The sequence below is a fragment of the Nocardia sp. NPDC058519 genome, from assembly GCF_042719755.1.
In the GTDB taxonomy this organism is placed as follows: Bacteria; Actinomycetota; Actinomycetes; order Mycobacteriales; family Mycobacteriaceae; genus Nocardia.
Genome location: NZ_JBHXNK010000007.1, coordinates 159,188 through 184,359, shown reverse-complemented (window position 1 = coordinate 184,359; position 25,172 = coordinate 159,188). Strand labels below are relative to the sequence as shown.

Genomic DNA, 25,172 nt, shown 5'->3' with positions numbered 1-25,172 from the left:
GCCACCGTCACCACCGACGTCTTCCCGCACGTACAGGCGGTCCCCCGCGAAACCGGCCCGCATCGACGACCCGACGACGAACACGGATCCGGCGCCGGCAAGCACATCAAGTCCAGCCCGCTGGCCGTCCTGCGCGACATCGGGTTCGTCAGCTTCGGCAAGTACGGGCAGTATCTCGTCACCTTCATCACGGTGCCGCTGATCGCCCGGGTACTCGGCGCGCACGGTCTCGGGCTGCTCGCGATGGCGATGTCGGCCTATTTCATCGGCTCGCTGATCGTCGATCTCGGCATCACCTCGTTCATGGCCGCGCGCGTGCCCGACGCCGAGGACGACCACGGCGCCGGGACACGGTTCGCGGCCATCAACCAGTTGCGCGGCGACTACCTCGCCGTGCGGCTGAGCCTGCTGCTGATACTCGGGCTGGCACTCGGTGCCGGCCTGGTGTTCGGTGTACCCGAACCGGTGCAGATGATCCTGCTCGGCCTGTTCGCGGGCGGGTTCTGGTCGATGTCGGAGGACTGGCTGCTGATCGGCCAGGGCCGTTTCGGCGCGTCCACGGTCTATCAGGGCATCGGGCGGCTGGGCTACCTCGCCCTGCTGGTCGGCGTCCTGCCGCGCATGCCGAGTGCGCAGGTCGCGGTGCTGTGCCTGCTGGTGTCGTCGGTACCGACGGTCGTGGCCACCTGGATCGATACGTCCCGGCGCTACGGCAGGCCGTCGCGGCCGCGCGATGTCGGCGAACTGCTGCGCACGGGCGCGCCGGTTTTCGCCTCCCGCTTGCTGATCACCACCTACGGCCAGGGCGCCGCCGCGATCTATTCGGTGGTGCTGAACGCGGCCGCCCTGGGCCTGTACTCCGCGGGCGATCGCCTCGTTCGCGCCCTGCAATCGCTGCTCGACCCCATCGGTTTCGCCCTGCTGCCGCGCATGGCGCGACGCAGCACCGACGGCAACTTCTGGCGTGACAGCGTGCGGGTGCTCGCGGCCTGTGTCGCGCTGGCCGCGCTGGTGAGTGCCCTGGTGTGGGTAACGGCCCCGTTCCTGATCGAGGTGATCTTCGGCACCGAATTCCTCGGCGCGACATCACTGCTGCGGATCGAGATCCTGATCCTGCCCGCCACCACCGTCACCTCGTTCGTCACCACCGCGATCCTGCCGGTCCGCCAGGACACCTTCGGTGTGCTCGCCGGCGCCGTGATCGGCACGGTGATCGCGGCCTGCGCGCTCGGGCTGACCTTCCGCACCCACTCGGTACACACCCTCGTCTACGGCAGCGTGCTGGTCGAATACACCGTCGCTGCCTGGTATCTCGCGCGGGTCAGGATGCTCGTCCTGCGCGACCGGCGTAACAAGGACCACTCCGCATGAAAATCCTCTTCGTCGGCGACGACTGGATCGGCAGCAATGCCCGCTCGCTGGCCGACGGTTTCCGCCAGGCGGGCCACGATGTGCTCGTCGTCGACTCGACCGCGATCACCCTGCCGACCCGTTTGTCGCCGCCCTGGATCTACGCCAAAGCACGCGCGGAGCGGGCGCCGTGGCAGGTGCGCGCATTACACGAGCGAATCGAACGTAGCGCTGAGGCCTTCGATCCCGATATGGTGTTCGTGTTCAAGGGAATCCATCTCGACCAGCGCAGATTGCTCGATCTGCCTGCCGCGCTGCATGTGCATTACAGCGCCGACGATGTGGCGAACCCGGAAAATCTCACCTCCTCCTACCTCGCGCACGAGGCCGAGTGGGATCTCGTGGTCACCACCAAGCGTCACAATGTGCCCGAGTTGCGGGCGCGCGGTGCCCGGGCCGTCGGTTTCGTTCGCAGCGCCTACGATCCGGCCTGGCATCACCCCACCGCCCGCCGCGACGGACGTGACTATCTGGTCGGCTTCATCGGTGTGTGCCGTCCCGACCGCCGTGCCGCGATGGTCGAACTGGCCGGGCGCTACGGCGAGCGCATGCTGGTGCGTGGGCCGGGCTGGCGCCGGGTTCCCGAACTGCGCGCCACCGGTGCCCATGTGGGCGGGGCTGTCTACGGCGCCCGGTACTCGGCCGCGGTGGCCCAGGTCGGCGCGAACCTGGTGCTGCTGAACTCCGACAACCGCGACACCCACACGTGCCGCACGTTCGAAGTGCCCGCTGCCGGTGGACTTTTCGTCGGTGAACGCACCGACGAGCACGCCGAACTGCTCGACGACACCACCGAGTGCTTCCTGTTCTCCGACACCGGCGAACTCCACGACATCCTCGACCGGTGCGCGGCCGAACCCGACAAGGTCGCCGCGGTGGCCGCCGCCGGGCACCGCCGCGTCGTGGCCGACGGGCACCGCTATGTGGATCGGGCGCGCGAGATCGTCGCGCTGGCGCAGGAGGTCAGGTCCTGACCGGTTCTGCCACTGTCGCCGCCGTCGCGGCCGCGCTGCTCGTCATCGCGGTCGCTGCCCTGTGGGTGCCCGGCGTCGCCCGGGTCTTCCTCATCGCGCAGGCCGTGTTCTGGTCGCTGTCGTATGTGGCGCGACCGCTGGTGCTGCTCGCGGTGCGGCCCGAACCGCACTTCGGTGACAACGTGCCCGATCCGCGTCTGGCCGATCTCGGCTACGACCGCGGGATCGCGCTGGCGTTGCAGCATGTCGTGTTCGGGCTGTGGGTGTACGCGGCGCTGGTTGTCGCCTATGCGATCTGGGCGCACCGCAGGCCGCTGCGCCGCGCCGCCGCCCTCGACGATCCGGATTTCGTGCCCGCGCTGGTCGCGCTGTACGTGCTCGGCATGCTCGGGCGCGCGGCGGGCACCGCGTCCGGTTCGGCGGGCACCGCGGGTGAGGTCGACAGCGCCAACCCGCTGCTGGCGTTCCTCGCCGTACCGGCCTCGATCGCCGCGATCGGCCTGATCATCTTCCTGCGACCACCCGACCCGCGCCGCACCGCCGTCATCCTCGGCGGTCTGCTGGCCGGTGAGCTGTGGTGGTCGTCGGTGGTGCAGTCCAAGACCCCGATCCTGGGCGCCGCGCTGGCACTGGCCATCCGGTTCTCGATGATGGGCTGGAATCGGCGTACCGCCCTCGGTGTCGCGGGCATCGGTGTGATCGGGGTGATCGGCTTCGGCTGGTTGCAGTCGTTCAAGTCCACCGGCACCGCGGCCCGCGATGCGGCCTCGGTCGATGCGATCTACCCGGAGACCGTGCAACCGTTCTTGAGCATCCTGCGCCGGTTCGATCTGCTCGAAGCCGCCACCGACGCACTGTTCTACGGTCCCGGCGGCTGGCTGACACCGACCGAGGTGGCCCAGCACGCGAGCCTGAGCCTCATCCCGGCGCCGCTGCTCGGGCTGGAGAAGTTCCAGTCCGGGACGGCGTGGGCGAACGAGGTGCGCGGCGCCTCGGTGGATATGAGCACCGTGACGGTCTCGCTCGCCGAGGGAAATTTCAACGAGGGCTATGTGCTCGGCGGTTACACCGGGGTCGTCGTGTGCGCGGTGTTCACCTTCGCGCTCCTGCTGGCGTGGTCGTTTTCGCTGTATTCGCGGTGGTTTCCGGTGATCGTGCTCGGCTTGGCGATCACCGGCGCCTCGACACTGTTCGAGCGCGGGATTCTCGGCAGCATGGAGAATCTCGGCAAATTCGTGCAGACCGCCGTGCTGGCGTGGCTGGTGTATCTGGTCGTCGAGGAGTTCCGGCGCACCGAATCATGTGTGGTATCAGGGGAAATGGAGTCCCAGCGATGGGTTTGATCGATATCTGGCGCATCGTACGACAGCGATGGCTGTTGATCGTGGGTGTCGTGCTGGTGTGCACGGCCGCCGCGTGGGCTTACGCGCAAACACTGCCGAGCACCTATGCGGCGTCGAGTTCGATGTATGTGTCGATGGCGACAGGCACCTCGGTCAACGACTCGTATCAGGGTGGCCTGGCCGCGCAGCAGCGCGTGCGGTCCTATCTCGATCTTGCCGCCTCGACGACGGTCGCGGCCCGTGTGGTCGACGAGCGTGGATTGAAGGTCACGCCGGAGGAGATGCGCGCGCGGATCACTGCCAGTTCCCCGCCCGCCACCTCGGTGATCGTGATCTCGGTGCAGGATTCGACGCCGACCGGCGCCCGCGATCTCACCGATGCCGCGGTGGCCCAGTTCCGCAAGCTCGTCGACGAGCTCGAGTCCATCCAGCGCGACGCGGCACCGGCCGCCCGGGTCGCCGTGGTCGACCGGGCGCAGGTGCCGAGCACCCCGCTGGAACCGCCGCCGAGCCGGATCGTGCTGCTGGGTCTGATCGCCGGTCTCGCCCTCGGTGGCGGCGCGGCGCTGCTGCGCGAGCGCACCGACCGTTCGCTGCGCACCCCGGATGCCGTGGCGTCCGCGCTGCCCGTTCCGGTGCTCGGTGTGATCGAGGCGGGCAAGCCCGGTGCCGCGGGTGAGACGCGGCGGTTGCGCAGCCGGTTGCTGCAGCACGACCCCGCCAAGTCCGTGCAGCTGACAAGTCTGTCGCCGCGGTCGGAGCCGGATGTGGCGATGGCACTCGCGCGTTCGCTGTCCGACAGCGGACAGCACGTGGTGCTCGTCGACGCCGACACCAGTGGCGGCGGCAGCACCGAGTTCATCACCAGCGACAGCCCGGGGCTTGCCGCCGTGCTGCGCGCCACCCTGCCCATCGCCAAGGCGCTGACGCCGTGGTCGGAGACCGGGATCGCGTTCCTGCCGCTCGGTGCGGCCGATCAGCAGACCCCTGACCTGCTCGTGTCGGCGCGGTTCGCCGACCTGCTCACCGACCTGACGTCGCGATTCGACCATGTCATCGTGGAGACCGCACCGGTGACCGTCGCCGCGGACGCGATCGGCGTGGCACCGCTGTGCGACGCGACCGTCGGCATCGTCGAACTCGGTGCGCTGTCCGGGCCCGGCTTGCGCGGCGCGCTCGCGACTCTCGGCGCCGCGAAACTCACCGGAGCGGTGGTGTACAGCAGACCGTCTGCTCCTCTGGCCCGTTTCCTGGAACGGCTGCCACTGTGAACGAGGAATCAGTGGGGCGGCGGCGGCTACTCGCGGCCACCTTCGGCGCGGCGGCGGTGCTGCCATTGGCCGCGGCGTGTGCCGCCGACCCGGAACCGAGCGCCGAGTTCCGGTCACCGCACGTCAGCGATACGCCCGCGGCCCGCAACGTCCGCGATTTCGGGGCGGTCGGCGACGGCAAGGCCGACGATACGGCTGCCATCGCGGCGGCCGCGGCCGCCAGGGACCGACCGGTGGTGCTGTATTTCCCGGCGGGCACCTATCGCGTCCGGTCGTGGCCTGAAATGCCGGACTACGCAACGGTTCTCGGTGACGGCGGGGACTCCAGCGTCGTGTTCTGCGAGGAAGATGTCACGCTGATCCGCTTGGAGAAGCGCAGCCGGGTGCGGTTCTCCCGCATCGGTTTCTATCTCACGGGGCCGCGCGCCACCGGTTTCGTGCTGTCGGAATGCTTCCGCTGTTCGTTCGACGGTGTCGTGATCCGGGGAAATCACCTCAGCGACAACCATCCTCGCTTCCTCGCCCAGCGTGGCGTCGTGCTGGATCGCAATACCGGTGGCACCGCGTTCATCAACTGCGATATCAACAATTTCGGGGTCGGGCTGGAAACGCAGTGCATCCAGAACTACGTCACCTCGTCGAAATTCACGAGCAATTACGTCGGCGTGCTCGGCACCGGCAACGACCACAATGCCGGCTTGGCGCTGACCAACGTGGAATTCGTCTCCGATCGCGATCCGCGCACCACCGATCGCCACCTCATGGTCGACGGCGCGGCCAACGACTGGTGGCTCACCAATATCTGGTTCGAGGGCGCCGATATCGCGGTCTCGGTCGGGACACGCGGTAAGGGCGGACCCGCCCAGTTCGGCATGGTCAATTGCAAGGTGGCGGCCCGCTCGGTCGGGATCGATCTCGCGTATTGCAGGCAGCCGTATCTGGCGAATGTGGTCTTCGATCAGGAATCCGATCGCCCCGCCGTCGAATTGCGCATCGACCCCACCGACTGCGCCGAGGGCACCGCGATCAACCTCATCTCCGGCACCGCCGACGACCTGCGGGCCGGAGTGTTCCCCGACGGGTGGCAGGTGATCGGGCGCAGCGGGATGCGCACCTCGCGGTTCACCGGCACCGTCATCACCCGCGCCGGGCACGGTGACGCCGATCTGTTCCAGGCGCAGGGCAACGACGGCGCGGTCCGCTCGGCCGTATTGTCCAGCGGCGCTTGGCTATCCGACCACGCCGAGGCGGGACTCGTGCTCAAGGATCCCGCGGGTGGCTACTGGCGGCTGGCCGTCGGTACCGACGGCGCGTTGCGCACCGTGGCCATGGGCACGCAACGGCCGCGACGATGACGTCGTCCTATGCCTCGGTGACGCTGGGACCGGTGCGCCTGCACGGGGTCACGGTTCGGCTGCGCCCACCGGCATTCGGCGATTTCGCCGAGTGGCAGCGGATTCGTCTGCGGGATCGCGACTGTCTCGAACCGTTCTGGTTTCGTTCCCCGTTGACCTGGGAGCAGCGGCACACCGCGACCCGCTGGGTGCGTGAATGCCTCACTGCCCGAGCCGAAGCCAGGGCGGGTCGACGGGTGAGCACCGTGCTCGAGATCGACGGCAGGTTCGCCGGGCAGCTCGAGCTGGTCGGTATCGACTCCGGTGCCGCCGAGCTCAGTGTGTGGGTCGACGCCGAGGTCGCCCGTCGCGGTGCGGGCGGGCTCGCCGGGTCGCTGCTGCTGGACTTCGGGTTCGGCACCGTCGGCCTGGAGCGGATCACCGCGCCGATCGCCGTCACCAATGCCGGTGCACGGCGCGCGGTCCGGCAGCGCTGGACGATGGAAGCGGTCATGGCCGGGTACTTCGACGTCGGGAGCGGCCGCGTCGACCATGAACTGTGGTCGGTCACCAGCGATCGGATACCCGAGGGCGGGTTCGCCGCGGACTGGCTGGACGGCTATCTCGCGGCGCACCCCACGGCCGAGAGCCCGCCCGACCATCCCGACTCGGCGACCGGCGCCACGATATCGAGGCACACGATTCTGCGGGCCCGGACACGCTACTGCCTCGGCAGGATGCGACACATCGCCGACCCGTTATGCGCCGCTACCGCAGGCACGGCCCCGGCCAAGCACGGTTCGATGACGTTACGACACTGGCGCGCAGGCGATTTCAGGCACCGCCGCGCCGCGCGGATCCGCGCCAGGCCGCTGCTCGCGCCGACGGCGCGGCCCGAGGACTGGACCCGGCTGCACACTCGGCGGGAGTGGTGGCGGGCCAGGGCATCGTCTCGAATGGGGATTCGCGGCAAGCACGGCGCCGTCTTCGTCATCGAGGAAGCCGGCCGGTACGTCGGCGAGTGCCGACTCTTCGACCTGGACATGTTCGATCGCAATGTCCGTGCGGCCGTGTGGGTTTCACCGGAGGCTCCCCCGGAGATCGCGGTCAGCGCGTTGCGTCTGCTGATCACGCATGCCGGCGAGCGGCTGGGCATCTGGCGAGTGGCACTGGCCGTACCGTCCGCCGACCACGCGGGTGCGGCGATCGCTCTCGATGCCGGTCTGCGCCACGAGGGCACCATGCACTACTTACGCGGTGCCGACGGCGAACTCACCGATCACGAGCTGTGGGCATTCAGCACCGCCCGCACCACCGCGGCGTGCGTATCCGGCACCGGAGGGGAACACCCATGACAGCCCACCACGGCTTCGACCGCAGCAACGCGCTGCAAGCGCGCTTGCACGACCTCGTTCCCGGCGGCGCGCACACCTATGCCCGCGGCGCCGACCAGTACCCCGAGTCGATGGCGCCGATCCTGGTGCGCGGCAACGGCGCTCACGTCTGGGATGCCGACGGCAATCGCTACGTCGAGTACGGGATGGGCCTGCGCGCGGTAACTCTCGGCCACGGCTACGCCCCCGTGCTCGCCGCGGTGTCGGCGGCCATCGCCGACGGTGTCGGCTTCAGCAGGCCCACCGAGCTGGAACTGCTTGCCGCACAGGACTTCCTCTCGCTCGTGCCCGGTGCCGACATGGTGAAATTCGCCAAGAACGGCTCCGATGCCACCACCGCCGCGGTCCGCCTGGCCAGGGCGGTGACCGCCCGCACCACCATCGCTGTCTGCGATCAGCCGTTCTTCTCCGTCGACGACTGGTTCATCGGCACCACCGAGATGGCGGGCGGCATCCCCGCCGTCGACACCGTGAAGTTCGCGTACAACGATCTCGACGCCCTCGCGGCGACACTGGCCGACGGCTCGGTGGCGGCGGTCTTCATGGAGGCCGCGACCGCCATGGCAGAGCCACTGCCCGGCTACCTGGAAGGCGTTCGCGCACTGTGTGATCGGTACGGCACGCTGCTCGTGTTCGACGAGATGATCACCGGCTTCCGCTGGTCGGCGGGCGGTGCCCAAGCCGTCTACGGCGTGACACCCGATCTGTCGTGCTGGGGCAAGGCGATGGGCAACGGCTTCCCGATCTCCGCGCTCGCGGGCAAGCGCGAGTACATGGAGCGGGGCGGGCTGCGCACCGATCAGGAGCGGGTATTCCTGCTCTCGACCACGCACGGCCCGGAAACGTCCGCGCTGGCCGCGTTCCGGGCGGTGGTGCGCGCCTACCGCACCGAGGACCCGGTCGGGCGAATGGAACAGGCGGGCCGCACACTCGCCGACGGTGTGAACACGATCGCCGCCGACCTCGGCATCGCCGATTTCCTCCAGGTACGCGGGCGGCCGTCCTGCCTCGTCTACCGGACCATGGACGCCGAAGGCGTACCCTCGCAGGCATTTCGAACGTTGTTCCTCCAGGAACTGCTGGTCCGTGGCGTACTCGGCCAGTCGTTCGTCACCTCCGCCGCCCACGACCCGGACACGATCACCGCGACGATCGCCGCGTGCGCCGAGGCCGCCGAGATCTATCGCCGCGCGATCGAGCGCGGCACCGTGGACGGACTGCTGCGCGGCCGTCCCGTCGCCCCCGCACTGCGTCGCACCGCGGCGCCCCGACAGATCGAAGCGAGCACCCTGCGATGACCCGTGTCGCCATCGTCCACGAACGCTTCACCGAGTTCGGCGGCTCCGAGGCCGTCGTCGGCGAATTCGTCGAAACCTGGCCCGATGCCGAGGTTTTCGCGCCGATCGTCGCGCCCGGCGGCTTGCGCGAACCCGTGCGCACCGTGCACGACACCTGGCTCAGCAAGGCGCACACCTACACCGGCGGCAGGCACGCCCCGTTGCTCCCGCTGGTCCCCCGCGCGCTGCGTCGACTGCCGTTGCGCGACTTCGATGTCGTCGTGGTCAGCCATCACGCCTTCGCCACCCAGGCCGCCCTGGCCACCGACGCGCCTGTCGTCGCCTACGTGCACTCCCCCGCCCGCTGGGCCTGGGATCGCGAGTTCCGTGCGCAGGAGGCCGGTGGCCGCGTCGGTCAACTCGCGCTCGGCGCGCTGGGCACCCTGGCCCGACGCGGCGAACTGCGCGCCGCGCCGCGGCTGACGCACGTCATCGCCAACTCGCACGCGGTCGCCGAGCGGGTCACCGACTGGTGGGGTCTGCCCGCCTCGGTCGTCAACCCGCCCGTGCAGGTCAGCCGTTTCACCCCCGACCCGACGGTGGAGCGCGAGGACTTCTTCCTGTGCGCGGGCAGGCTGGTGCCGTACAAGCGCGCCGACCTCGCCATTCGCGCCGCGCAACGGGCGGGCGTTCGCCTGGTCGTCCTCGGCGACGGCCGGTTCCGCGCCCAGCTCGACGAGATCGCCGGATCGGAGACGACCTTCCTCGGCGCCACCTCGGGCGAGCTGCTGCAGGACATGTACCGGCGCTGCCAGGCCCTGCTGATGCCGGGTATCGAGGATTTCGGCATCGTCCCGGTGGAGGCGATGGCCTGCGGCACCCCGGTGCTCGCGGTCGGTACCGGCGGTGCCCTCGACACGGTGCGCCCCGGTGTCACCGGCGAGTACGTCCCGGCCGGATCCGATGACGACGTCGTCGCGGCGCTGGCCGACCGCATGCGCGAGTTTCAGTCGGCGGCCTACGATCCCGCGAAGATCCGCGAACACGCCAACACCTTCGCTCCCGAGGTGTTCCGCGCCAGGATCGCGAGCACCGTCCGCGACGTCCTGGCGGACCAGCCTCGGCGGTAGCGACAAGTTGCCTGAAACTTCCGGTTACTGAAAGTATCTGTCACACATACCCTTTGACCTGCGATGACAGGTGACAATTCCCACACGGTGATGCCACGCCATTCGCTTGCCCGCCTAGGTTACTGGCGAGTACGGTAGGCGTAGCCGAGACGACGATGTGCCCGGTTTCTCTCCAGCACTCAGCTGCTGGACCTCAACCGTTGATTTCGCATCCACCGCCGCATGCCGATCACTGTTGCATGACACTGTGTTTCGAGATTTTCAGGAGGGGCGATGGTTTCCTACATCGTGACTGGCGGTACCGGATTTCTGGGTCGGCGTGTGGTGCGGGGGCTGCTCGCAGCCGACCCCACCGCGATCGTGCACGTGCTGGTGCGCGCCGAGTCGCTGACCAAGTTCACCGCGCACAATGCGCAACATCCCGACAGCGACCGCGTGTTCGCGCTGGTCGGCGACCTGACCGCCGAGGGCCTCGGTCTCGGCGACGGTGCGCCGCGCGCCGATCACGTCCTGCACCTCGGCGCGGTCTACGACATGACCGCCGACGAGGAGACCGCCCACGCGGCCAATGTCGCGGGCACTCGCTCGGTGATCGAGCTGGCCCGCGGCCTCGATGCCACCCTGCACCATGTGTCGTCGGTGGCCGTGGCGGGCGATCACCGCGGCAAGTTCTTCGAGGAGGACTTCGACCTCGGCCAGAACCTGACCTCGCCGTATCACCGCACCAAGTTCGCGGCGGAGAAGCTCGTTCGCGAGGCGACCGACGTGCGCTGGCGGGTCTATCGCCCGGCGATCGTGGTCGGTGATTCACGCACCGGCGCGATGGACAAGATCGACGGCCCCTACTACTTCTTCTCCGCCATCTCGACGCTGGCCACCCTGCCGTCCGAGCTGCCGTTGCCGCTGCCCGATCTGGGCGCGACCAATGTGGTGCCGGTCGATTACGTCTCCGAGGCGATGGTCCGGCTGGTCCGGCGCGATGGACTCGACGGGCGCACGTTCCACCTGGTCAACCCGCGACCGCAGCCGTTCGGGGAGATCTACCGTGCGCTGGCCACCGCCGCGGGCGGTCCCGTCGGCATCGGCACCGTGCCCGGCAGCGCACGTGCGCTGAACGGGCTCGGCCACGTTCCCGGCGCCAACGCGGTGCGCGATTTCCTGTTCGAGCAGGCGGGCATCCCGGCCGAGGTCGCGCCGCATGTCGGTTTCACCGCCGAGTTCGTCTCCGATTCCACCCAGGCGCAACTGCCCGGGCTCACCGTGCCCGCGTTCGACACCTACGCGGACCGCCTCTGGGATTTCTGGCGCACCGACCTGGACCCGCACCGCGGCCGTATCGCCGCCGACGCGCAGCCGCTCTCGGGGCGCACGGTGCTGATCACCGGGGCTTCCTCTGGCATCGGCCTGGCCACCGCGCACACCGTCGCCCGCCGGGGCGCGATCGTGCTGATGATCGCCCGTGGCGTCGAAGACCTCACGGCCGCAGTGGAATCGGTGCGTGCGGAGGGCGGCACCGCCTTCGCCTACCCCTGCGACATCACCGACGCGGAGGCCGTCGACCTCCTGGTGAAGACCGTGCTGACCGAACACCACCATGTCGACTACCTGATCAACAACGCGGGCCGCTCCATCCGCCGCTCGGTCGCCAATTCCGTGGATCGTATGCACGACTTCGAACGCACCATGGCGGTCAACTACTTCGGTGCCGTGCGCCTCATCCTGGGGTTGCTCCCGTCGATGCGCGAACGCCACTTCGGCCATATCGTCAACATCTCGTCCATCGCCGTGCAGACCAAGGTCCCCCGCTTCGCCGCCTACGCGGCGAGCAAGTCCGCACTGGACAACTTCAGCGATATCGCCGCGGTCGAAAACCGAGGCGACGGAGTAACTTTCACGTCCATCCGAATGCCGCTGGTCCGTACGCCGATGATCGCTCCGACCGAGCTCTACCGATCGCTGCCGCTGCCCGACCCTGAACGCGCAGCCGACATCGTGGTCCGTGCACTGCTGGAACGCCCCGACCGCATCGACACCCCCGTGGGCACCTTCGCCCAGGCGGTCGAGATGTTCCTGCCGTCACTCAAGCGCACAATCCTGCACACCGGCTTCCGCTTCTTCGGTGAATCCACTGCGGCACAAGGCAAGTCGGTGAAGCAGGTGACAGCTGAACCTGCCGAGCCGACACGCAACGCCCTCACTGTGCTCGGCCCGGTCCTCGCACCGCTGATGGTGATGCCCAATTCGGCGGCCCGCATGAGCCGGGTGCTTCCCGGCGTGCACTGGTGACCTAACGCTGACACCCGGCCGGTCGCGACGCTCGTTGTCGCGGCCGGCCGGTTCTGCTCACCGCAGGTAGGTGCTCGCCCACGCCGCGAGGGTTGTCGGCGTAGTGGTGAGCACCGTCCGTGGGTCCTCGGCGACGAAACCGGAACTCAATCCCGCTGACATACCGGCGATGCCATCGATTTGCCCCTGCCCCAGGCCTGCCGATCGCAGCGCTTCCCGAAACTCGTTGTCGGCGAGATGGATCGGGGTGACCTCATGCCCCAACTGCCCACCGACGATCTCGGCAACCTCGGTGAATGTCAGATCCTGCGGCCCGTGCACAGCCTGCACGACACGCCCCGACCACGCGTCCGACAGGAGCCGGGCCGCGGCCACCTCACCGATGTCGCGCGGGTCCACCCACGCCATCGCATGGTCCAGCGGCCACGGTGTGGACAGTGTGCCTGCCCGGATCTCGTCGAGCTGGGTCAGCAGGTTGGTGAAGAAGTAGCCGCACCGCAGGTGCAACACATTCGCTCCGGTGTCGTCGAGTAACTCCTCGGTCCGCGCCAACCCGTCGATCTCCCCTGCCCCACCCCGCTTCTCGGCACCTCCACTACTGACGAACACCGTCGCCTCGATCCCGTTCTCCACCACGGCACGCGCCGCCGATGCTCCCATCCGCGCGTACCCCGCCACCGGATCACCATCCACCAGCGCAGGCGGATCGACCCAGAACAACCGATCGGCCCCCGCCGTAGCCCGCACCACCGCATCCGAATCTGCCTGATCAACCTGCACGACATCGACGAACCCACGCATCGCAGTATCGAGCCGCCCGGGATCGCGCATCAGCACCGTCGGCCGCACACCCGCCTGCACCAACAACTGCACCACCCGAGCCCCCACATGCCCAACCGGCGTAGTGACAACAACCCGCTTCGCGCCCTCTCGAAGTTCCATAACCCCACGCTAGAACCCATCGCGGCCAATTACTGACCGCGATGGGCGACGAGTTTCGGTGACTACTCCACCTACTTCAGCGCGATCGAACGAGGTCGAGGGAAGCAGCCGGTGACCACCGCTCCCCCGCGGCGATGAGGGTTCGGGTCGCGCGGAGCTCTCTCGGTCTTGCCATGGTGACGGCGCCGACGGGGCGGCCGTCGTGCAGGGCGATCGCGAGGAAGTCCCTGGAATCCAGGTCGCCGTCGACGACCAGTTCGTCGTGAGGGTGGATCCAGCCTGCGAACTGCATCGAGAGGCCGTGTTGGTCGGTCCAGCCCCAGGGGATTTCGGCGGGGGTGGCGGGGTGGCCGAGGATGGCTTTCGCGGCCGCGGCGCCGTCGGACATCGCCGTGTTCCAGTGCTGGCCGCGTTCGAATTCGCCACGGCGGGGGTTGAATCCGGTGGTGGCGTCGCCCGCGGCGAAGACGGCGGGGGCCGAGGTGCGGTAGTGCTGGTCGATGACGATGCCGTCGTTCACCGCGATGCCCGCGGCTTCGGCCACGGCGGTGTCGGGGACCGAACCGATGGCGACCAGGGCGGCTGCCGCGGTGAAGGTGCGGCCGTCGGCGGTCGTGGCGGTGACACCATCGCGGGTGTCCACGAGCTGCGTTGTGGTGACGCTGTTTTCGACCACGACGCCGTTCTCGACATGGATGTCGCGAACCAGGTCCGACACGGTCTGCGGCACTATTCGATCGAGCAGTGCCGGGCCCGCGTTCAGCAGGGTCACGTCAGCACCGAGACCTCGGGCAGTCGCGGCGACTTCGCAGCCGATCAGTCCGCCGCCGATGATGAGCAGCGAGCCGCCCGCGTCGATCGCGCCTTGCAACGCGGCGACGTCGGACCATCTCCGCAGCGTGTGCACGCGAGTGGACGCGGTATCGATGGTGCGCGCGCCGGCTCCGGTGGCCAGCAGCAAACTGTCGTAACCGAGTACCTCGCCGGTACTCAATCGCACTGTCGCGCTGTCGGTATCGACCGCACGCACCAGGGTGGCCGGGCGCAGATCGATCGCGTTGTCGGCCCAGAACGTCGACGGCTTCAGTACCACGCGCTGGAACGGTGTGGTACCCGCGAGCAGTTCCTTGGAGACCGCGGGCCGACGATACGGCAGGTCGGGTTCCGCACCGACCAGCACGATCTCCCCGCCGTAGCCCTCCCGGCGCAGGGTCTGGGCGGCGGTGGCACCGGCGACGCCTGCGCCGACGATGACGATCCGCGCGCTCATCCGCGGCTCACCTCCCGCATGTCGAAATCGGCCTTGGCGGCGCCGCAGTCGGGGCAGGACCAGTCGTCGGGGATGTCGTCCCAGCGGGTGCCGGGTTCGATGCCGTCCTCGGGCCAGCCCAGCGCCTCGTCGTACTCGAAGCCGCACTGGACGCACTGGAACAATCGGTAGTCGTTCATCGGGACACGCCTTCCTTCGGTTCGAAATCGAGCTTCTCGCGCACGCCACAGTCGGGACAGCACCAGTCGTCGGGGATCTCCGTCCAGGCGGTGCCGGGCGCGAAACCCTCACGGGGAGCACCGAATCGCTCGTCGTAGACGTAGTCGCACACGGGGCAGAGGTAAGCCATCAGTTCACTCCGTACTTCGCCAGTACCTTCGCCCGCTTGCTGGGCTGGATGTTCACCCGGGTGATGTCGCCGTTGTAGTGGGCGAGGACGCGATGGTCCATCACCTTGCGCCACAACGGAGTCAGGTACGCCAGGCCGATCAGGCTCGCGTAGCCGCTCGGCAGCTCGGGCGCGCCGTCCATGTGCCGCAGGATCTGGTAGCGGCGGGTGGGGTTGGCGTGATGGTCGCTGTGCCGTTGCAGGTGGTACAGGAAGATGTTGGTGACGATGTGGTCGGAGTTCCAGCTGTGTTCGGGCGTGCAGCGCTCGTAGCGGCCCGATGCGGTCTTCTGCCGGAGCAGACCGTAGTGCTCGAGGTAGTTCACCGTCTCCAGCAGCGAGAAGCCGTAGATCGCCTGGATCACCAGGAACGGCAGGATCGACGGACCGAACACCGCGACCAGCACCACCCACAGCGCGACCGACATGAGCCAGGCGTTGAGCACGTCGTTCTGCAGGGAGAAGGTGCTCTTGCCCAGCCGCTGCATGCGGGTGCGCTCCAGCTCCCACGAGGACGTCAAGCTGCCCCACACGCTGCGCGGCAGGAAGGTCCAGAACGATTCGGCGAATCGTGCGCTGGCCGGATCCTCCGGCGTCGCGACGCGCACGTGGTGGCCACGGTTGTGCTCGATGTAGAAGTGCCCGTAGAACGTCTGCGCGAGGGTGATCTTCGACAGCCAGCGCTCGAGTTCGTCCTTCTTGTGGCCGAGTTCGTGCGCGGTGTTGATGCCGACCCCGCCCATCGTGCCGATGGAGAAGGCAAGGCCGATCTCGGAGATCAGGCCGAGACCACCGTCGATGCCGAGCCAGGACAGATTGTCCGCGGTCCACAGATAGCAGGCGAACACGAGGCTGAACAGCTGCAGTGGAATGTAGGCGTAGATGCAGTAGCGGTAGTACTTGTCGTTCTCCAGCTGCTCCATCACCTCCTCGGGCGGGTTCTTGCCGTCGGGCCCGAAGAACCGGTCGAGGGTGGGCAACAAGACGTACAACAGGATCGGCCCGATCCACCACCACACGGGCGCGACGACCTGCCAGCCGAGCTGGTTGAAGATCCACACGAATCCGGCGGCCAGCATCGTCGCGCTGGGGGCGACGAGGCCGAACAGCCACAGGTAGCGCTTGGGATCTCGCCAGTGCGGCGGGGTGGTCGATGCTTCGTTGTCGATGCTTCGAGATGTCGTCATTGCCATTCTCCTGATCACCGAGACTCCGAACACATACCCGCCCGAAGTCGCCTTCGTTTACACATTAGCGCGTGTTGTTCAGAATAGATACACAAGTGAGCAGATTGTCAGCAATCGAGCATATCGACCGGCACATGTAGGATGATCACGTGGCCGAACCACCGAACTTTCAGGCAGAAATGCGCCAACTGCTGCGCGACCGGATGATCGACGCCGCGCGCACGATGGTCGTCACCGAGGGCTGGGGCGCGGTCAACATGTCGCGGGTGGCCAAGGAGGTCGGCATCAGCAGGCCGGTCCTCTACAAGGAGATCGGCACCAAGCAGGCGCTCGCGGATGCCCTCATCGAGCGTGAGACCGGCATCTACCTGGCCGGCATCGCCGAGACGCTGGCCGAACACCCGGCCGACCCGCGCGCTGGCATGACCGCCGCCGCCGAATACACGCTGCGCACCGCGGGCGACAACACCCTGATCAAGGCCGTGCTGTCAGCTCGCCAGGATGCCGACACGGCCTTGCTGCCCGCCCTGGTGAGCGACCCGGAACCGGTACTCGGACGGGCCGTCGCCGCGCTCACCGCCACCGCACGCGAGCGGTACGAATTCGCCGACCTGACCGACGACGAGCTGACCTCGATCGTCGAGATCATGGTCCGGCTGACATTGAGTCACTTGTTCCAGCCGACAGGCAGCGTCGATCGCGCGGTGGCGCAGATCGGCGCTGTGATGTCGGGGGTCATGCCCGCCGCTTGAGCGGGTTCACAATCGCGTGCCCACCTGTCCGGCTGCGGCCGCGAACGCCCACTCGTAGCTGCCGTGCGCGGCCGGGAAGATCCCGCCCGCGCACACCGGATCGCCTGCGGCGCAATAGTTCGCGGTGCGGTCGGCGTACCACGGTGGGACCGTGCCGCCGATGAGTCGCAATGGATCACCGAACAGCAGCACCGCGACAACGCGCGAGGACAGCTCCGGCGGCAGTACCCACATGCCGGGCAGCGGCGCCGAGCCGAGCACACCGTGGGCCACCACCGCGCCCTGGGAGTAGCCGACGAGAACGAAGCGCTGGTCGGGGCAGGCGGCGGCCTGGTTGACCAGGTGGCTGGTCATGGCCCGGGTGCCGTCGCTGATCGAGCTCGGCACCAGTAGGTCGGCTGGGTACTCGACCCGGTGGGCGGTGGTGTCCACCGGTAGTTGCGCGCTCAGTACCGCGTAGAGCGGGTCGCCGATGGCGGCTCCCAGATAGCCGGGTTCTGCTGTGCCGCGGGCGATCACGACATCGAGCGTGGCGCAGCTCTGCGCCCATGCTGTCAGTCCAGGGGACATCGCTGTCCCGATTCCCGCGGCCAGTAGCAACACCAACAGCGCTCGCGCTGTATGCCTTGCGACGATACGAATTGCCTTCCGATAGGTCATCGTGCCCACCCACTCACGCCGTTGTGAGAAATAGAGAAAGAGCGATTCACCTCCTACCCAACGGCATTCGGTGTGCTCAGTGGTGGAATACCCGCTGACCTGCATCTACATGGCGCGAACTCGGCATCGGCTGCGCCACGGTTACATCTCGGATCGCCTGCGGCACAACGCCGCTGCCGGATCTCAGTGCTTCTTGGGCTTCTTCTTGTACTTCGGCTTGTCGTGATCAGGCTCCCACTCGTAGCCCGCGACACCGCGTTCGCAGTAGGAGTCCGCGACGTGGACATCGCCCTGGTCGCGCTCACACCAACGCGATTTCGAGCAGGAGGTGGCGCCGAGGCCGGCCACCACGGCGAGCGTGAGGACGGCAGCGCCGGTACGGGTACGGACGTTCATGAGTTGTCGAGCCTTTCCTAGAATGAAATATCGCTGGTCAGGGCGTTTTCCAGGACTTGCCCCCACCCGCCGACGAACCAATGCTACGTTCCGTGCATGTCGAGCACAGCGCCTGAGCCCACCGAAGATTTCTCCCCCGACGCGATTGTCGTCGGTGCCGGACTGGCGGGCCTGGTCGCCGCGCACGAGTTGGTGCTCGCCGGACGCAAGGTATTGGTCCTCGATCAGGAGAATCGCGCCAACCTCGGCGGGCAGGCGTTCTGGTCGCTGGGTGGGTTGTTCGTCGTCGACAGCCCGGAGCAGCGCAGGATGGGCATCAAGGACTCCTACGAACTGGCACTGCAGGATTGGCTGGGTTCGGCCGGTTTCGACCGTGAGGACGAGGACCGGATGGGCCGCGAATGGGCGAAGGCCTACGTGCGGTTCGCCACCGACGAGAAGCGGGATTACCTGCACGCCTTGGGTTTGCGCTTCACCCCGCTGGTCGGCTGGGCCGAGCGGGGCGGCGGTCTGGCCGGCGGGCACGGCAACTCGGTCCCCCGGTTCCATCTCACCTGGGGAACCGGGCCCGAAGTGCTCCGTGTGTTCCTGGAGCCGGTCCTGGCCGGTGAGGCGAAAGGATTGGTGCGCTTCGCATTCCGGCATCGCGTCGACGAGCTGATCGTCGAAGACGGCGCTGTCACCGGTGCGCGCGGCAGCGTCCTCGCACCCTCCGACACCGACCGCGGCCAGGCGTCGAATCGGGATGTGGTGGGCGAGTTCACCTTCCGGTCGCCCGCGGTGATCGTGAGTTCGGGCGGCATCGGTCACGCCCACGACCTCATCCGCCGCAATTGGCCCACTGAACGTCTCGGCCCGTGCCCGGAGACCATGATCTCCGGTGTCCCCGCCTATGTGGACGGCCGGATGCTCGGCATCTCCGAGGAGGCTGGGGCGGCACTGGTCAACCGCGACCGGATGTGGCATTACACCGAAGGCATCAACAACTGGGATCCGATCTGGCCCGACCACGCCATCCGCATCATTCCCGGCCCGTCGTCGCTGTGGTTCGACGCGAACGGAAACCGTATGCCCGCACCGTGTTTCCCCGGTTTCGACACCAACGAGACCATGCGCCAGATCCTGTCGACCGGCTACGACTACTCGTGGTTCGTCCTCAACCAGTCGATCATCGAGAAGGAATTCGCGCTGTCGGGTTCGGAACAGAATCCCGACATCACCGGCAAGGACTTGAAGTTCACGGTGCGCAGCAGGCTCGCCAAGGGCGCGCCCGGCCCGGTGGAGGCGTTCAAGCAGCACGGCGTGGACTTCGTGGTCGCCGACTCGCTGGCCGAACTGGTCGACGGCATGAACGAGCTCGCCCGCGGGCCGAAGCTGGACGTGGCCGCCCTCGAACACCAGATCGTGGGCAGGGACCGCGAAGTCGCGAACTCGTTCTCCAAGGACGCGCAGGTGACCGCGATCAACAACGCCCGAAAGTTCCTCGGGGACAAGGTCCGTGTCGTCAAACCGCACCGCATCCTCGACCCGGCGCACGGCCCGCTCATCGCGGTACGCCTCAATGTGCTGACCCGCAAGACCCTGGGCGGGTTGCAGACCGACCTCGATTCGCAGGTGCTGCGCCCGGACGGCTCGGTGTTCGCGGGGCTGTATGCCGCCGGTGAGGTCGCCGGGTTCGGCGGTGGCGGCGTGCACGGTTACAACGCGCTGGAGGGCACGTTCCTCGGCGGGTGCATCTTCTCGGGTCGCGCGGCCGGTCGGGCGATCGCGCGGCGCACGCCCTAGTGCGGGTGCCGGGGGGCCAGGGTGCGCGATGCCTCCTTGGCCACCTCGGCGAGCGCACGAGCCAGCCGCGCGGTGTCGAGTGCGGTGCGCTCACCCTTGACCGTGCCCGACAGCGAGATCGCGGCGACCGCGACACCGCGGCCGCGGATCGGCACCGCTACGCAGCCGACGCCCGGCAGCGACTCCTCGGTGTCGACGGCCACGCCCTGACGATTGCGGATGCGGGCGAGTTCGCGGTGCAGTTCGGCCCGGTCGACGATCGTGCGCGCGGTCCGCGCCACGGCATTGCCGCGCAGCGAGGCCTCCGCGATGCCGGGCTCCAGCGTGGCAAGTAGCGCCTTGCCGACCGCGGTGGAGTGTGCGGGCAGCCTGCCGCCGATGCGGGTCGGGATGACCACCCGACCGCGGCCACCCGACCGATCGAGGAACAGCACCTCGCGCCCGTCCAGCACGGCTAGGTGCCCCACCAGCCCGGTGCGCTGACTGAGTTCGTAGAGCAGCGGCCCCACCACCTCGCGCAGCTCGTTCTGCTCGGCCGCGAGCCCACCGAGTTCGAGCACCCGCAGGCCCAGCCGGTAGCCGCCCGGGGTGTGCGCGAGCCAGCGCAGCCGGATCATCTGGTCGAGGATGCGGTGCACGGTCGAGCGCGGCAGCCCGGTGCGTTCGGCGAGCCCGAGCAGCGTGAGCGTGGGTGTGGCGGCGTCGAACGCGTCCAGAATGAGCGTCATCCGCTCGATCATCGACGTCGGCGGTGTTCCGGTCGCCCGGCCCGACCCGGTCCACAGGCTTTCCGGCGCCGGCTCGGTCACGATCTCGACCGTCATGTGATCCAACCTCCACAGTGCGTAGCGGTATCAGACTAGAGCCGTCAGCTCCGCTTACGCACTATTTCGCCTCGATCTCAGGCCGGCACCGGGCTGACCAGCGTCACCGGCAGCGCGCGGCGCACGATCGGCGCGAGGGTTGCCGCGATCTCTCCGATGGCCATGGCGGGTGCGGAGTCGGGGTCCGTGTCGACGAACGGAGCGCCCTGATCACCCGCCGCGCAGACCGCCGGGTCGAAGGGGATCCGGCCGATGACGGGGCAGTAGGTGTCCAGCAGACCGCTCAGCGCCCGGCTCACCGCGGTGGCGCCGCCCGCGCCGAAGGGGGTCTGCCGGATGCCGTCGGGGGTGTCGTACCAGGACATGTTCTCGATGATGCCCGCCACCCGCTGACCGGTCTGCGCGGCGACAGCACCCGCGCGTTCGGCGATGCGGGCCGCTGTGCGTTGCGGCGTGGTGACGACGAGCAGTTGCGCGGTGGGTAGCAACTGGGCCAGGGAGATGGCGATGTCGCCGGTGCCCGGCGGCATGTCGATGAGGAGGATGTCCAGCTCACCCCAGTAGACATCGTTGACGAACTGCTGCAATGCGCGGTGCAGCATCGGCCCGCGCCAGACGACGGGAGCATTGTCGTCGACGAACATGCCGATCGAAATGACACGAACGCCGAACGCGGTGGGCGGCATCATCATCCGCTCGACCAGTGTCGGCGCGGCGGTGATGCCGAGCATCGCAGGCACCGAGTGACCGTGGACGTCGGCGTCCATGATGCCGACGCGCAACCCACGTCGGGCCAGGGCGACCGCCAGGTTGACGGTGACGCTGGACTTCCCGACGCCGCCCTTGCCCGAGACCACGCAGTACACGCGGGTCGGTGAATCCGGACGCGCCAGCGCGGAAACGCTCTCGGAATCAGGTCCCCGAAGCTGGATGCGCAGGTCGCGGCGCTGTTCCTCGGTCATCACCCCGAAGTCGATGTCGGTACCGGCGACGCCGGGTACAGCGGTCACGGCGGCGCGGACATCGTTTCCGATCTTCGTCCGAAGGGGGCAGCCGGCGACGGTGAGCCGGATTCGCACAGCCACGCGACCCTGCGCGTCGATGGCGATGGACTCGACCATGTTCAATTCGGTGATGGGACGGCCGATCTCGGGATCGTCGACACCGGCGAGCGCGGTCCTGATCTGCTGTTCGGTGGGTGGTTCCATGAGCTTCTCCTCACTGGGACAGGCTGGCGTGCAGCATGTCCGCGCGTTCGACGACCTTGATCCGCGCGCGTCCTTCGGGTTCGCCCAGCGCGCGTTCGTGGGCGTCGAGCCGGTACCAGCCCTCCCACGTGGTGAAGGGAATGCCCGCGGCGGTGAGATGTTCGGTCACCGCGTCGGGGTGCGGTCGAGACGCCGGTGTCAGCAGCGCGCGGTCGGCGAGCAGGCAGGCGACGGTTTCGCCCGCGTCGCCTTTGGTGTGGCCGATGAGGCCGACCGGGCCGCGCTTGATCCAGCCGGTCACGTACACCCCGTCGAGGTAGCGCGCGCCCTCGCGAGCGTTCGGGTCGATCAGCACTCGCCCCGATTCGTTGGGGATGGTGCCGGTGCGGTCGTCGAAGGGGAGGTCGGCGAGGTCTTCGGAGCGATAGCCGACCGCCCGATAGACGGCCTGCACGTCCCACTCCCGAAATTCGCCGGTGCCCTTCACATTTCCCGTGCCGTCGAGCTGGGTGCGTTCGGTACGCAGACCGGTGACCTTGCCGTCTTCGCCGAGCACCTCAGAGGGCGACTCGAAGAAGTGCAGGAACAGCTTGTGCGGGCGGTCGCCGTGGTCGCGGATGGCCCACTGCTCCAAGGTGTTGGCGACCATGTCGACCTGCTTGGAGTTACGGCGGGCGGCTTCGGAGCCTTCGTCGTAGTCGATGTCTTCGGGGTTGACGATGACCTCGATGGTCGGCGAGTGATCGAGTTCGCGCAGCTCCAGGGGGGTGAACTTGGCCTGGGCGGGGCCGCGGCGACCGAAGACGTGGACCTCGAGGGCTTTGTTGGCCTTGAGTCCTTCGTAGACGTTCGGGGGGATCTCGGTCGGGAGGAGTTCGTCACCGGTCTTGGCCAGCACCCGGGCGACGTCGAGGGCGACGTTGCCGACGCCGAGGACGGCGACCTTCTCGGCCTCGAGGGGCCAGGCACGGGGGACGTCGGGGTGGCCGTCGTACCAGGACACGAAGTCGGCGGCACCGTAGGAGCCGTCGAGGTCGATACCGGGGATGGCCAGCGCCCGGTCGGCGTTGGCGCCGGTGGAGAAGATGACCGCGTCGTAGAACTGGCGCAGGTCGTCGAGGGTGATGTCGGTGCCGTAGTCGATGTTGCCGAGCAGGCGGACCTGGTCTTTGTCGAGGACCTTGTGCAGGGCGGTGATGATGCCCTTGATGCGTGGGTGGTCGGGGGCGACGCCGTAGCGGATCAAGCCGAAGGGCGCGGGCATGCGCTCGTAGAGGTCGATGCTCACTCCCCCGTCCGAGCAGGCATCGGACTTCATCAAGGCGTCGGCGGCGTAGATACCGGCGGGCCCGGCGCCGATGATCGCTACCCGCAGTGGAGTTCTCACTTCTCGTACCCCGCGACGAACGGCGTGTCCACGCCGAGCTCACCCACCGTGCCCGCGCCGCCCGGCGAACCGAGCGCACCGGCGCGGCCGGGCAGCGCCGTGTCGAAGAAGGCCGCGTTCGTGGCGACGAAACCTTCCTGCCCGGCCGGGATGTCATCGTCGAGATAGATCGCCTCGACCGGGCAGACCGGTTCGCACGCACCGCAATCCACACACTCGGTCGGATGGATGTAGGCCATCCGGTCGCCGGTGTAGATGCAATCGACGGGACATTCCTCCACGCAGGCGCGATCCATGACGTCCACGCAGGCGGCTCCGATGACGAAGGTCATGGCTGTAGTTCCTTCTCGTTGGGCTCGCCGAGGGCGGCGAGGATTTCGTAACGCAGACGCGCGAATTCGGGTTCGAAGCGGGCACCGGGCGCGCGCGGCGAGGCGATCTCGATGACGCGCTGAATGCGGGCCGGGCGCGGGGTGAGCAGCACGATCCGGTCGGCCAGCAGCAGCGCCTCGTCGACGTCGTGCGTCACGAACAGCACCGTGGTCCGGCGTTGCCGCCACACCGAGATGAGCAGCCGCTGCATATCGGCGCGGGTCTGAGCGTCCAGGGCGCCGAACGGTTCGTCCATCAGCAGCACTCGTGGTCGCGCGGCCAGCGTCCGTGCCAGCTGCACACGCTGGCGCATGCCGCCCGAGAGCGCACCGGGTAGATGGTCACCGAAGTCGGTGAGCCCCACCAGGTTCAGTAGTTGCTGGGCTTCGACGCGACGGTCGCGGCGTGACACCCCGCGCAGTTTCAGCGCGAACTCGACATTGCGCCGGGCGGTCCGCCACGGCAGCAACGCGTCCTCCTGGAACACCATCGAGCAGTGCTGCGCCGAGGGTCCACCGTCGACCGTGACCGTCCCACCGATCGGCGGCAGCAACCCGGCCATCGCCCGCAACACGGTGGATTTGCCGCAGCCCGACGGACCGAGCAGCACCACGATCTGCCCCGCGTCGACATCCAGATCGACTTCGGCGGCGAGACTTTCGCCGTAGGCGATACGTAATCCGTCGAGCCGCACCGCGGCGCCGGCGCTCATCGCTGCGCCCTTGGCAGCCACCGGTTCACCCGGCGCCCCGCCAGTTCGACCAGCCAGGCGGTGAACCAGCCGAGCAGCCCGATGGTGAGCATCCCGACGATCACCCCCGGATAGTCAAGCAGCCCGTAGGACTGCCAGGTGAAGTACCCGATGCCGAACTGACCCGAGATCATCTCCGCGCTGATCACGCAGATCCAGGCCACGCCCATCGCCACCGACAGCCCGGAGAAGATGCCCGGTAGTGCGCCGGGCAGGGCGATCTGGAACAGGATGTCGCGTCGGCGCGCGCCGAGGGTGTGTGCCGCCTCCTCCCATACCTTGGGCAGGGCGTGCATGGCGTGGATGGTGCTCACCGCGACCGGGAAGAACGCGGCGAAGAAGGTGATGAACACGATGCCCTGTTCACCGGTCGGGAACAGCAGGATGGCCAGCGGCACCAGGGCGATCGCCGGGATGGGCCGGAATACTTCGAGCACCGGCCGCACGAGTGCGCTCACCACGGCCGAGCGGCCGACCGCCATGCCGATCAGCACACCCGACACCGTGGCCAGGCCGAAGCCGATCAGGATGCGGCGAGTGCTGGAGAAGATGTCACGGTAGTAGGTCGACGCACCGAGCTGGGTGCGAAAGGAATCGAATACTTGTGCGGGCGTGGGGATCTTGTCGAAGCGCAGCCAGAACACGACCTGGTTGGTGGTGAGCAAGTACCAGGCCAGCAACAGCGCGAACAGCGGTACGGCGGTCAGCGCGGCCTTGCGCGCCTTGGCGGGAACGGCGAAACGGGTGGGTGAACTCGTTGGCGTGGTGGCGGTTTCGGGTGCCGCGACGGGCGCGGTGCGTGGTTCGATGGAAACGGTCATGGTGAGCCTC

The 25,172-nt window shown here is 68.2% G+C and carries 24 protein-coding genes; 11 read left to right on the top strand and 13 right to left on the bottom strand.

The features are described 5' to 3' along the window. The first annotated feature begins 105 nt into the window (after positions 1–105). The 9 genes from ACFWPK_RS11365 to ACFWPK_RS11325 all read left to right on the top strand — a co-directional run bounded on the left by ACFWPK_RS11365 (position 106) and on the right by ACFWPK_RS11325 (position 12,419). On the top strand, positions 106–1,371 hold the full coding sequence (locus tag ACFWPK_RS11365; RefSeq protein ID WP_378914550.1) for a lipopolysaccharide biosynthesis protein: 1,266 nt from the start codon (positions 106–108) through the stop codon (positions 1,369–1,371). Next, positions 1,368–2,384, top strand: a complete 1,017-nt coding sequence (locus ACFWPK_RS11360; RefSeq protein ID WP_378914500.1) for a glycosyltransferase — start codon at positions 1,368–1,370, stop codon at positions 2,382–2,384. The genes ACFWPK_RS11365 and ACFWPK_RS11360 overlap by 4 nt, the downstream gene beginning before the upstream one ends. A gap of 65 nt (positions 2,385–2,449) precedes the next feature. Continuing rightward, on the top strand, positions 2,450–3,727 hold the full coding sequence (locus ACFWPK_RS11355; RefSeq protein WP_378914499.1) for a hypothetical protein: 1,278 nt from the start codon (positions 2,450–2,452) through the stop codon (positions 3,725–3,727). Then, positions 3,718–4,998: a GNVR domain-containing protein gene (locus ACFWPK_RS11350; RefSeq protein ID WP_378914498.1), complete on the top strand. Its 1,281-nt coding sequence runs from the start codon at positions 3,718–3,720 to the stop codon at positions 4,996–4,998. The genes ACFWPK_RS11355 and ACFWPK_RS11350 overlap by 10 nt, the downstream gene beginning before the upstream one ends. After that, complete coding sequence (locus tag ACFWPK_RS11345) at positions 4,995–6,353, top strand: glycosyl hydrolase family 28-related protein (RefSeq protein WP_378914497.1); 1,359 nt, start codon at positions 4,995–4,997, stop codon at positions 6,351–6,353. The genes ACFWPK_RS11350 and ACFWPK_RS11345 overlap by 4 nt, the downstream gene beginning before the upstream one ends. Beyond that, positions 6,350–7,687, top strand: a complete 1,338-nt coding sequence (locus tag ACFWPK_RS11340) for a GNAT family N-acetyltransferase (RefSeq protein ID WP_378914496.1) — start codon at positions 6,350–6,352, stop codon at positions 7,685–7,687. The genes ACFWPK_RS11345 and ACFWPK_RS11340 overlap by 4 nt, the downstream gene beginning before the upstream one ends. Beyond that, positions 7,684–9,024 (top strand): glutamate-1-semialdehyde 2,1-aminomutase, encoded by a 1,341-nt coding sequence (locus ACFWPK_RS11335; protein ID WP_378914495.1) that lies wholly within the window; start codon positions 7,684–7,686, stop codon positions 9,022–9,024. Before ACFWPK_RS11340 ends, ACFWPK_RS11335 begins: the two co-directional genes overlap by 4 nt. After that, on the top strand, positions 9,021–10,133 hold the full coding sequence (locus ACFWPK_RS11330) for a glycosyltransferase (protein WP_378914494.1): 1,113 nt from the start codon (positions 9,021–9,023) through the stop codon (positions 10,131–10,133). Before ACFWPK_RS11335 ends, ACFWPK_RS11330 begins: the two co-directional genes overlap by 4 nt. A gap of 273 nt (positions 10,134–10,406) precedes the next feature. Then, positions 10,407–12,419: an SDR family oxidoreductase gene (locus ACFWPK_RS11325; RefSeq protein ID WP_378914493.1), complete on the top strand. Its 2,013-nt coding sequence runs from the start codon at positions 10,407–10,409 to the stop codon at positions 12,417–12,419. 57 nt (positions 12,420–12,476) lie between these two features. Here ACFWPK_RS11325 and ACFWPK_RS11320 read toward each other — a convergent pair whose 3' ends face one another. The 5 genes from ACFWPK_RS11320 to ACFWPK_RS11300 all read right to left on the bottom strand — a co-directional run bounded on the left by ACFWPK_RS11320 (position 12,477) and on the right by ACFWPK_RS11300 (position 16,206). Further along, positions 12,477–13,361, bottom strand: coding sequence for an NAD(P)H-binding protein (locus tag ACFWPK_RS11320; RefSeq protein WP_378914492.1), 885 nt, complete (start codon positions 13,359–13,361; stop codon positions 12,477–12,479). Positions 13,362–13,437: 76 nt separating this feature from the next. Further along, positions 13,438–14,631, bottom strand: coding sequence for an NAD(P)/FAD-dependent oxidoreductase (locus tag ACFWPK_RS11315; RefSeq protein ID WP_378914491.1), 1,194 nt, complete (start codon positions 14,629–14,631; stop codon positions 13,438–13,440). Then, positions 14,628–14,810: a rubredoxin gene (locus tag ACFWPK_RS11310; protein ID WP_378914490.1), complete on the bottom strand. Its 183-nt coding sequence runs from the start codon at positions 14,808–14,810 to the stop codon at positions 14,628–14,630. The genes ACFWPK_RS11315 and ACFWPK_RS11310 overlap by 4 nt, the downstream gene beginning before the upstream one ends. Next, positions 14,807–14,983, bottom strand: coding sequence for a rubredoxin (locus ACFWPK_RS11305; RefSeq protein ID WP_378914549.1), 177 nt, complete (start codon positions 14,981–14,983; stop codon positions 14,807–14,809). Before ACFWPK_RS11305 ends, ACFWPK_RS11310 begins: the two co-directional genes overlap by 4 nt. Further along, entirely contained in the window at positions 14,980–16,206 is a 1,227-nt protein-coding gene (locus ACFWPK_RS11300; RefSeq protein WP_378914489.1) for an alkane 1-monooxygenase, read from the bottom strand. The genes ACFWPK_RS11305 and ACFWPK_RS11300 overlap by 4 nt, the downstream gene beginning before the upstream one ends. 149 nt (positions 16,207–16,355) lie before the next feature. Here ACFWPK_RS11300 and ACFWPK_RS11295 point away from each other — a divergent pair, with 149 nt between their 5' ends. Next, a complete protein-coding gene (locus ACFWPK_RS11295; protein ID WP_378914488.1) occupies positions 16,356–16,958 on the top strand; it encodes a TetR family transcriptional regulator in 603 nt (200 codons plus the stop codon). 6 nt (positions 16,959–16,964) lie between these two features. On the opposite strand, the gene ACFWPK_RS11290 is transcribed toward ACFWPK_RS11295, so the two are convergent. Together ACFWPK_RS11290 and ACFWPK_RS11285 are read right to left on the bottom strand one after the other, a co-directional pair. Beyond that, a complete protein-coding gene (locus ACFWPK_RS11290; protein WP_378914487.1) occupies positions 16,965–17,618 on the bottom strand; it encodes a cutinase family protein in 654 nt (217 codons plus the stop codon). Positions 17,619–17,801: 183 nt separating this feature from the next. Further along, positions 17,802–18,014, bottom strand: a complete 213-nt coding sequence (locus tag ACFWPK_RS11285) for a hypothetical protein (RefSeq protein ID WP_358059451.1) — start codon at positions 18,012–18,014, stop codon at positions 17,802–17,804. Positions 18,015–18,110: 96 nt separating this feature from the next. Between ACFWPK_RS11285 and ACFWPK_RS11280 the strand changes: the two genes are divergently transcribed. Next, positions 18,111–19,799 carry an FAD-binding dehydrogenase gene (locus tag ACFWPK_RS11280; protein WP_378914486.1) on the top strand — a complete coding sequence of 563 codons (1,689 nt, stop codon included), beginning with the start codon at positions 18,111–18,113 and terminating at the stop codon, positions 19,797–19,799. Here the strand turns inward: ACFWPK_RS11280 and ACFWPK_RS11275 are convergent. The 6 genes from ACFWPK_RS11275 to ACFWPK_RS11250 form a co-directional block, all read right to left on the bottom strand. Further along, entirely contained in the window at positions 19,796–20,623 is an 828-nt protein-coding gene (locus ACFWPK_RS11275) for an IclR family transcriptional regulator (RefSeq protein WP_378914485.1), read from the bottom strand. The two genes, ACFWPK_RS11280 and ACFWPK_RS11275, sit on opposite strands and share 4 nt — an antisense overlap. A 77-nt stretch (positions 20,624–20,700) precedes the next feature. Then, positions 20,701–21,831 (bottom strand): Mrp/NBP35 family ATP-binding protein, encoded by a 1,131-nt coding sequence (locus ACFWPK_RS11270; protein WP_378914484.1) that lies wholly within the window; start codon positions 21,829–21,831, stop codon positions 20,701–20,703. A 10-nt stretch (positions 21,832–21,841) separates the two neighbouring features. After that, entirely contained in the window at positions 21,842–23,218 is a 1,377-nt protein-coding gene (locus tag ACFWPK_RS11265; RefSeq protein ID WP_378914483.1) for an FAD-dependent oxidoreductase, read from the bottom strand. After that, entirely contained in the window at positions 23,215–23,550 is a 336-nt protein-coding gene (gene fdxA, locus ACFWPK_RS11260) for a ferredoxin (RefSeq protein WP_378914482.1), read from the bottom strand. The genes ACFWPK_RS11265 and fdxA overlap by 4 nt, the downstream gene beginning before the upstream one ends. Then, entirely contained in the window at positions 23,547–24,302 is a 756-nt protein-coding gene (locus ACFWPK_RS11255; RefSeq protein WP_378914481.1) for an ABC transporter ATP-binding protein, read from the bottom strand. Before ACFWPK_RS11255 ends, fdxA begins: the two co-directional genes overlap by 4 nt. Beyond that, a complete protein-coding gene (locus ACFWPK_RS11250; RefSeq protein ID WP_378914480.1) occupies positions 24,299–25,162 on the bottom strand; it encodes an ABC transporter permease in 864 nt (287 codons plus the stop codon). Before ACFWPK_RS11250 ends, ACFWPK_RS11255 begins: the two co-directional genes overlap by 4 nt. Positions 25,163–25,172: the final 10 nt, after the last annotated feature.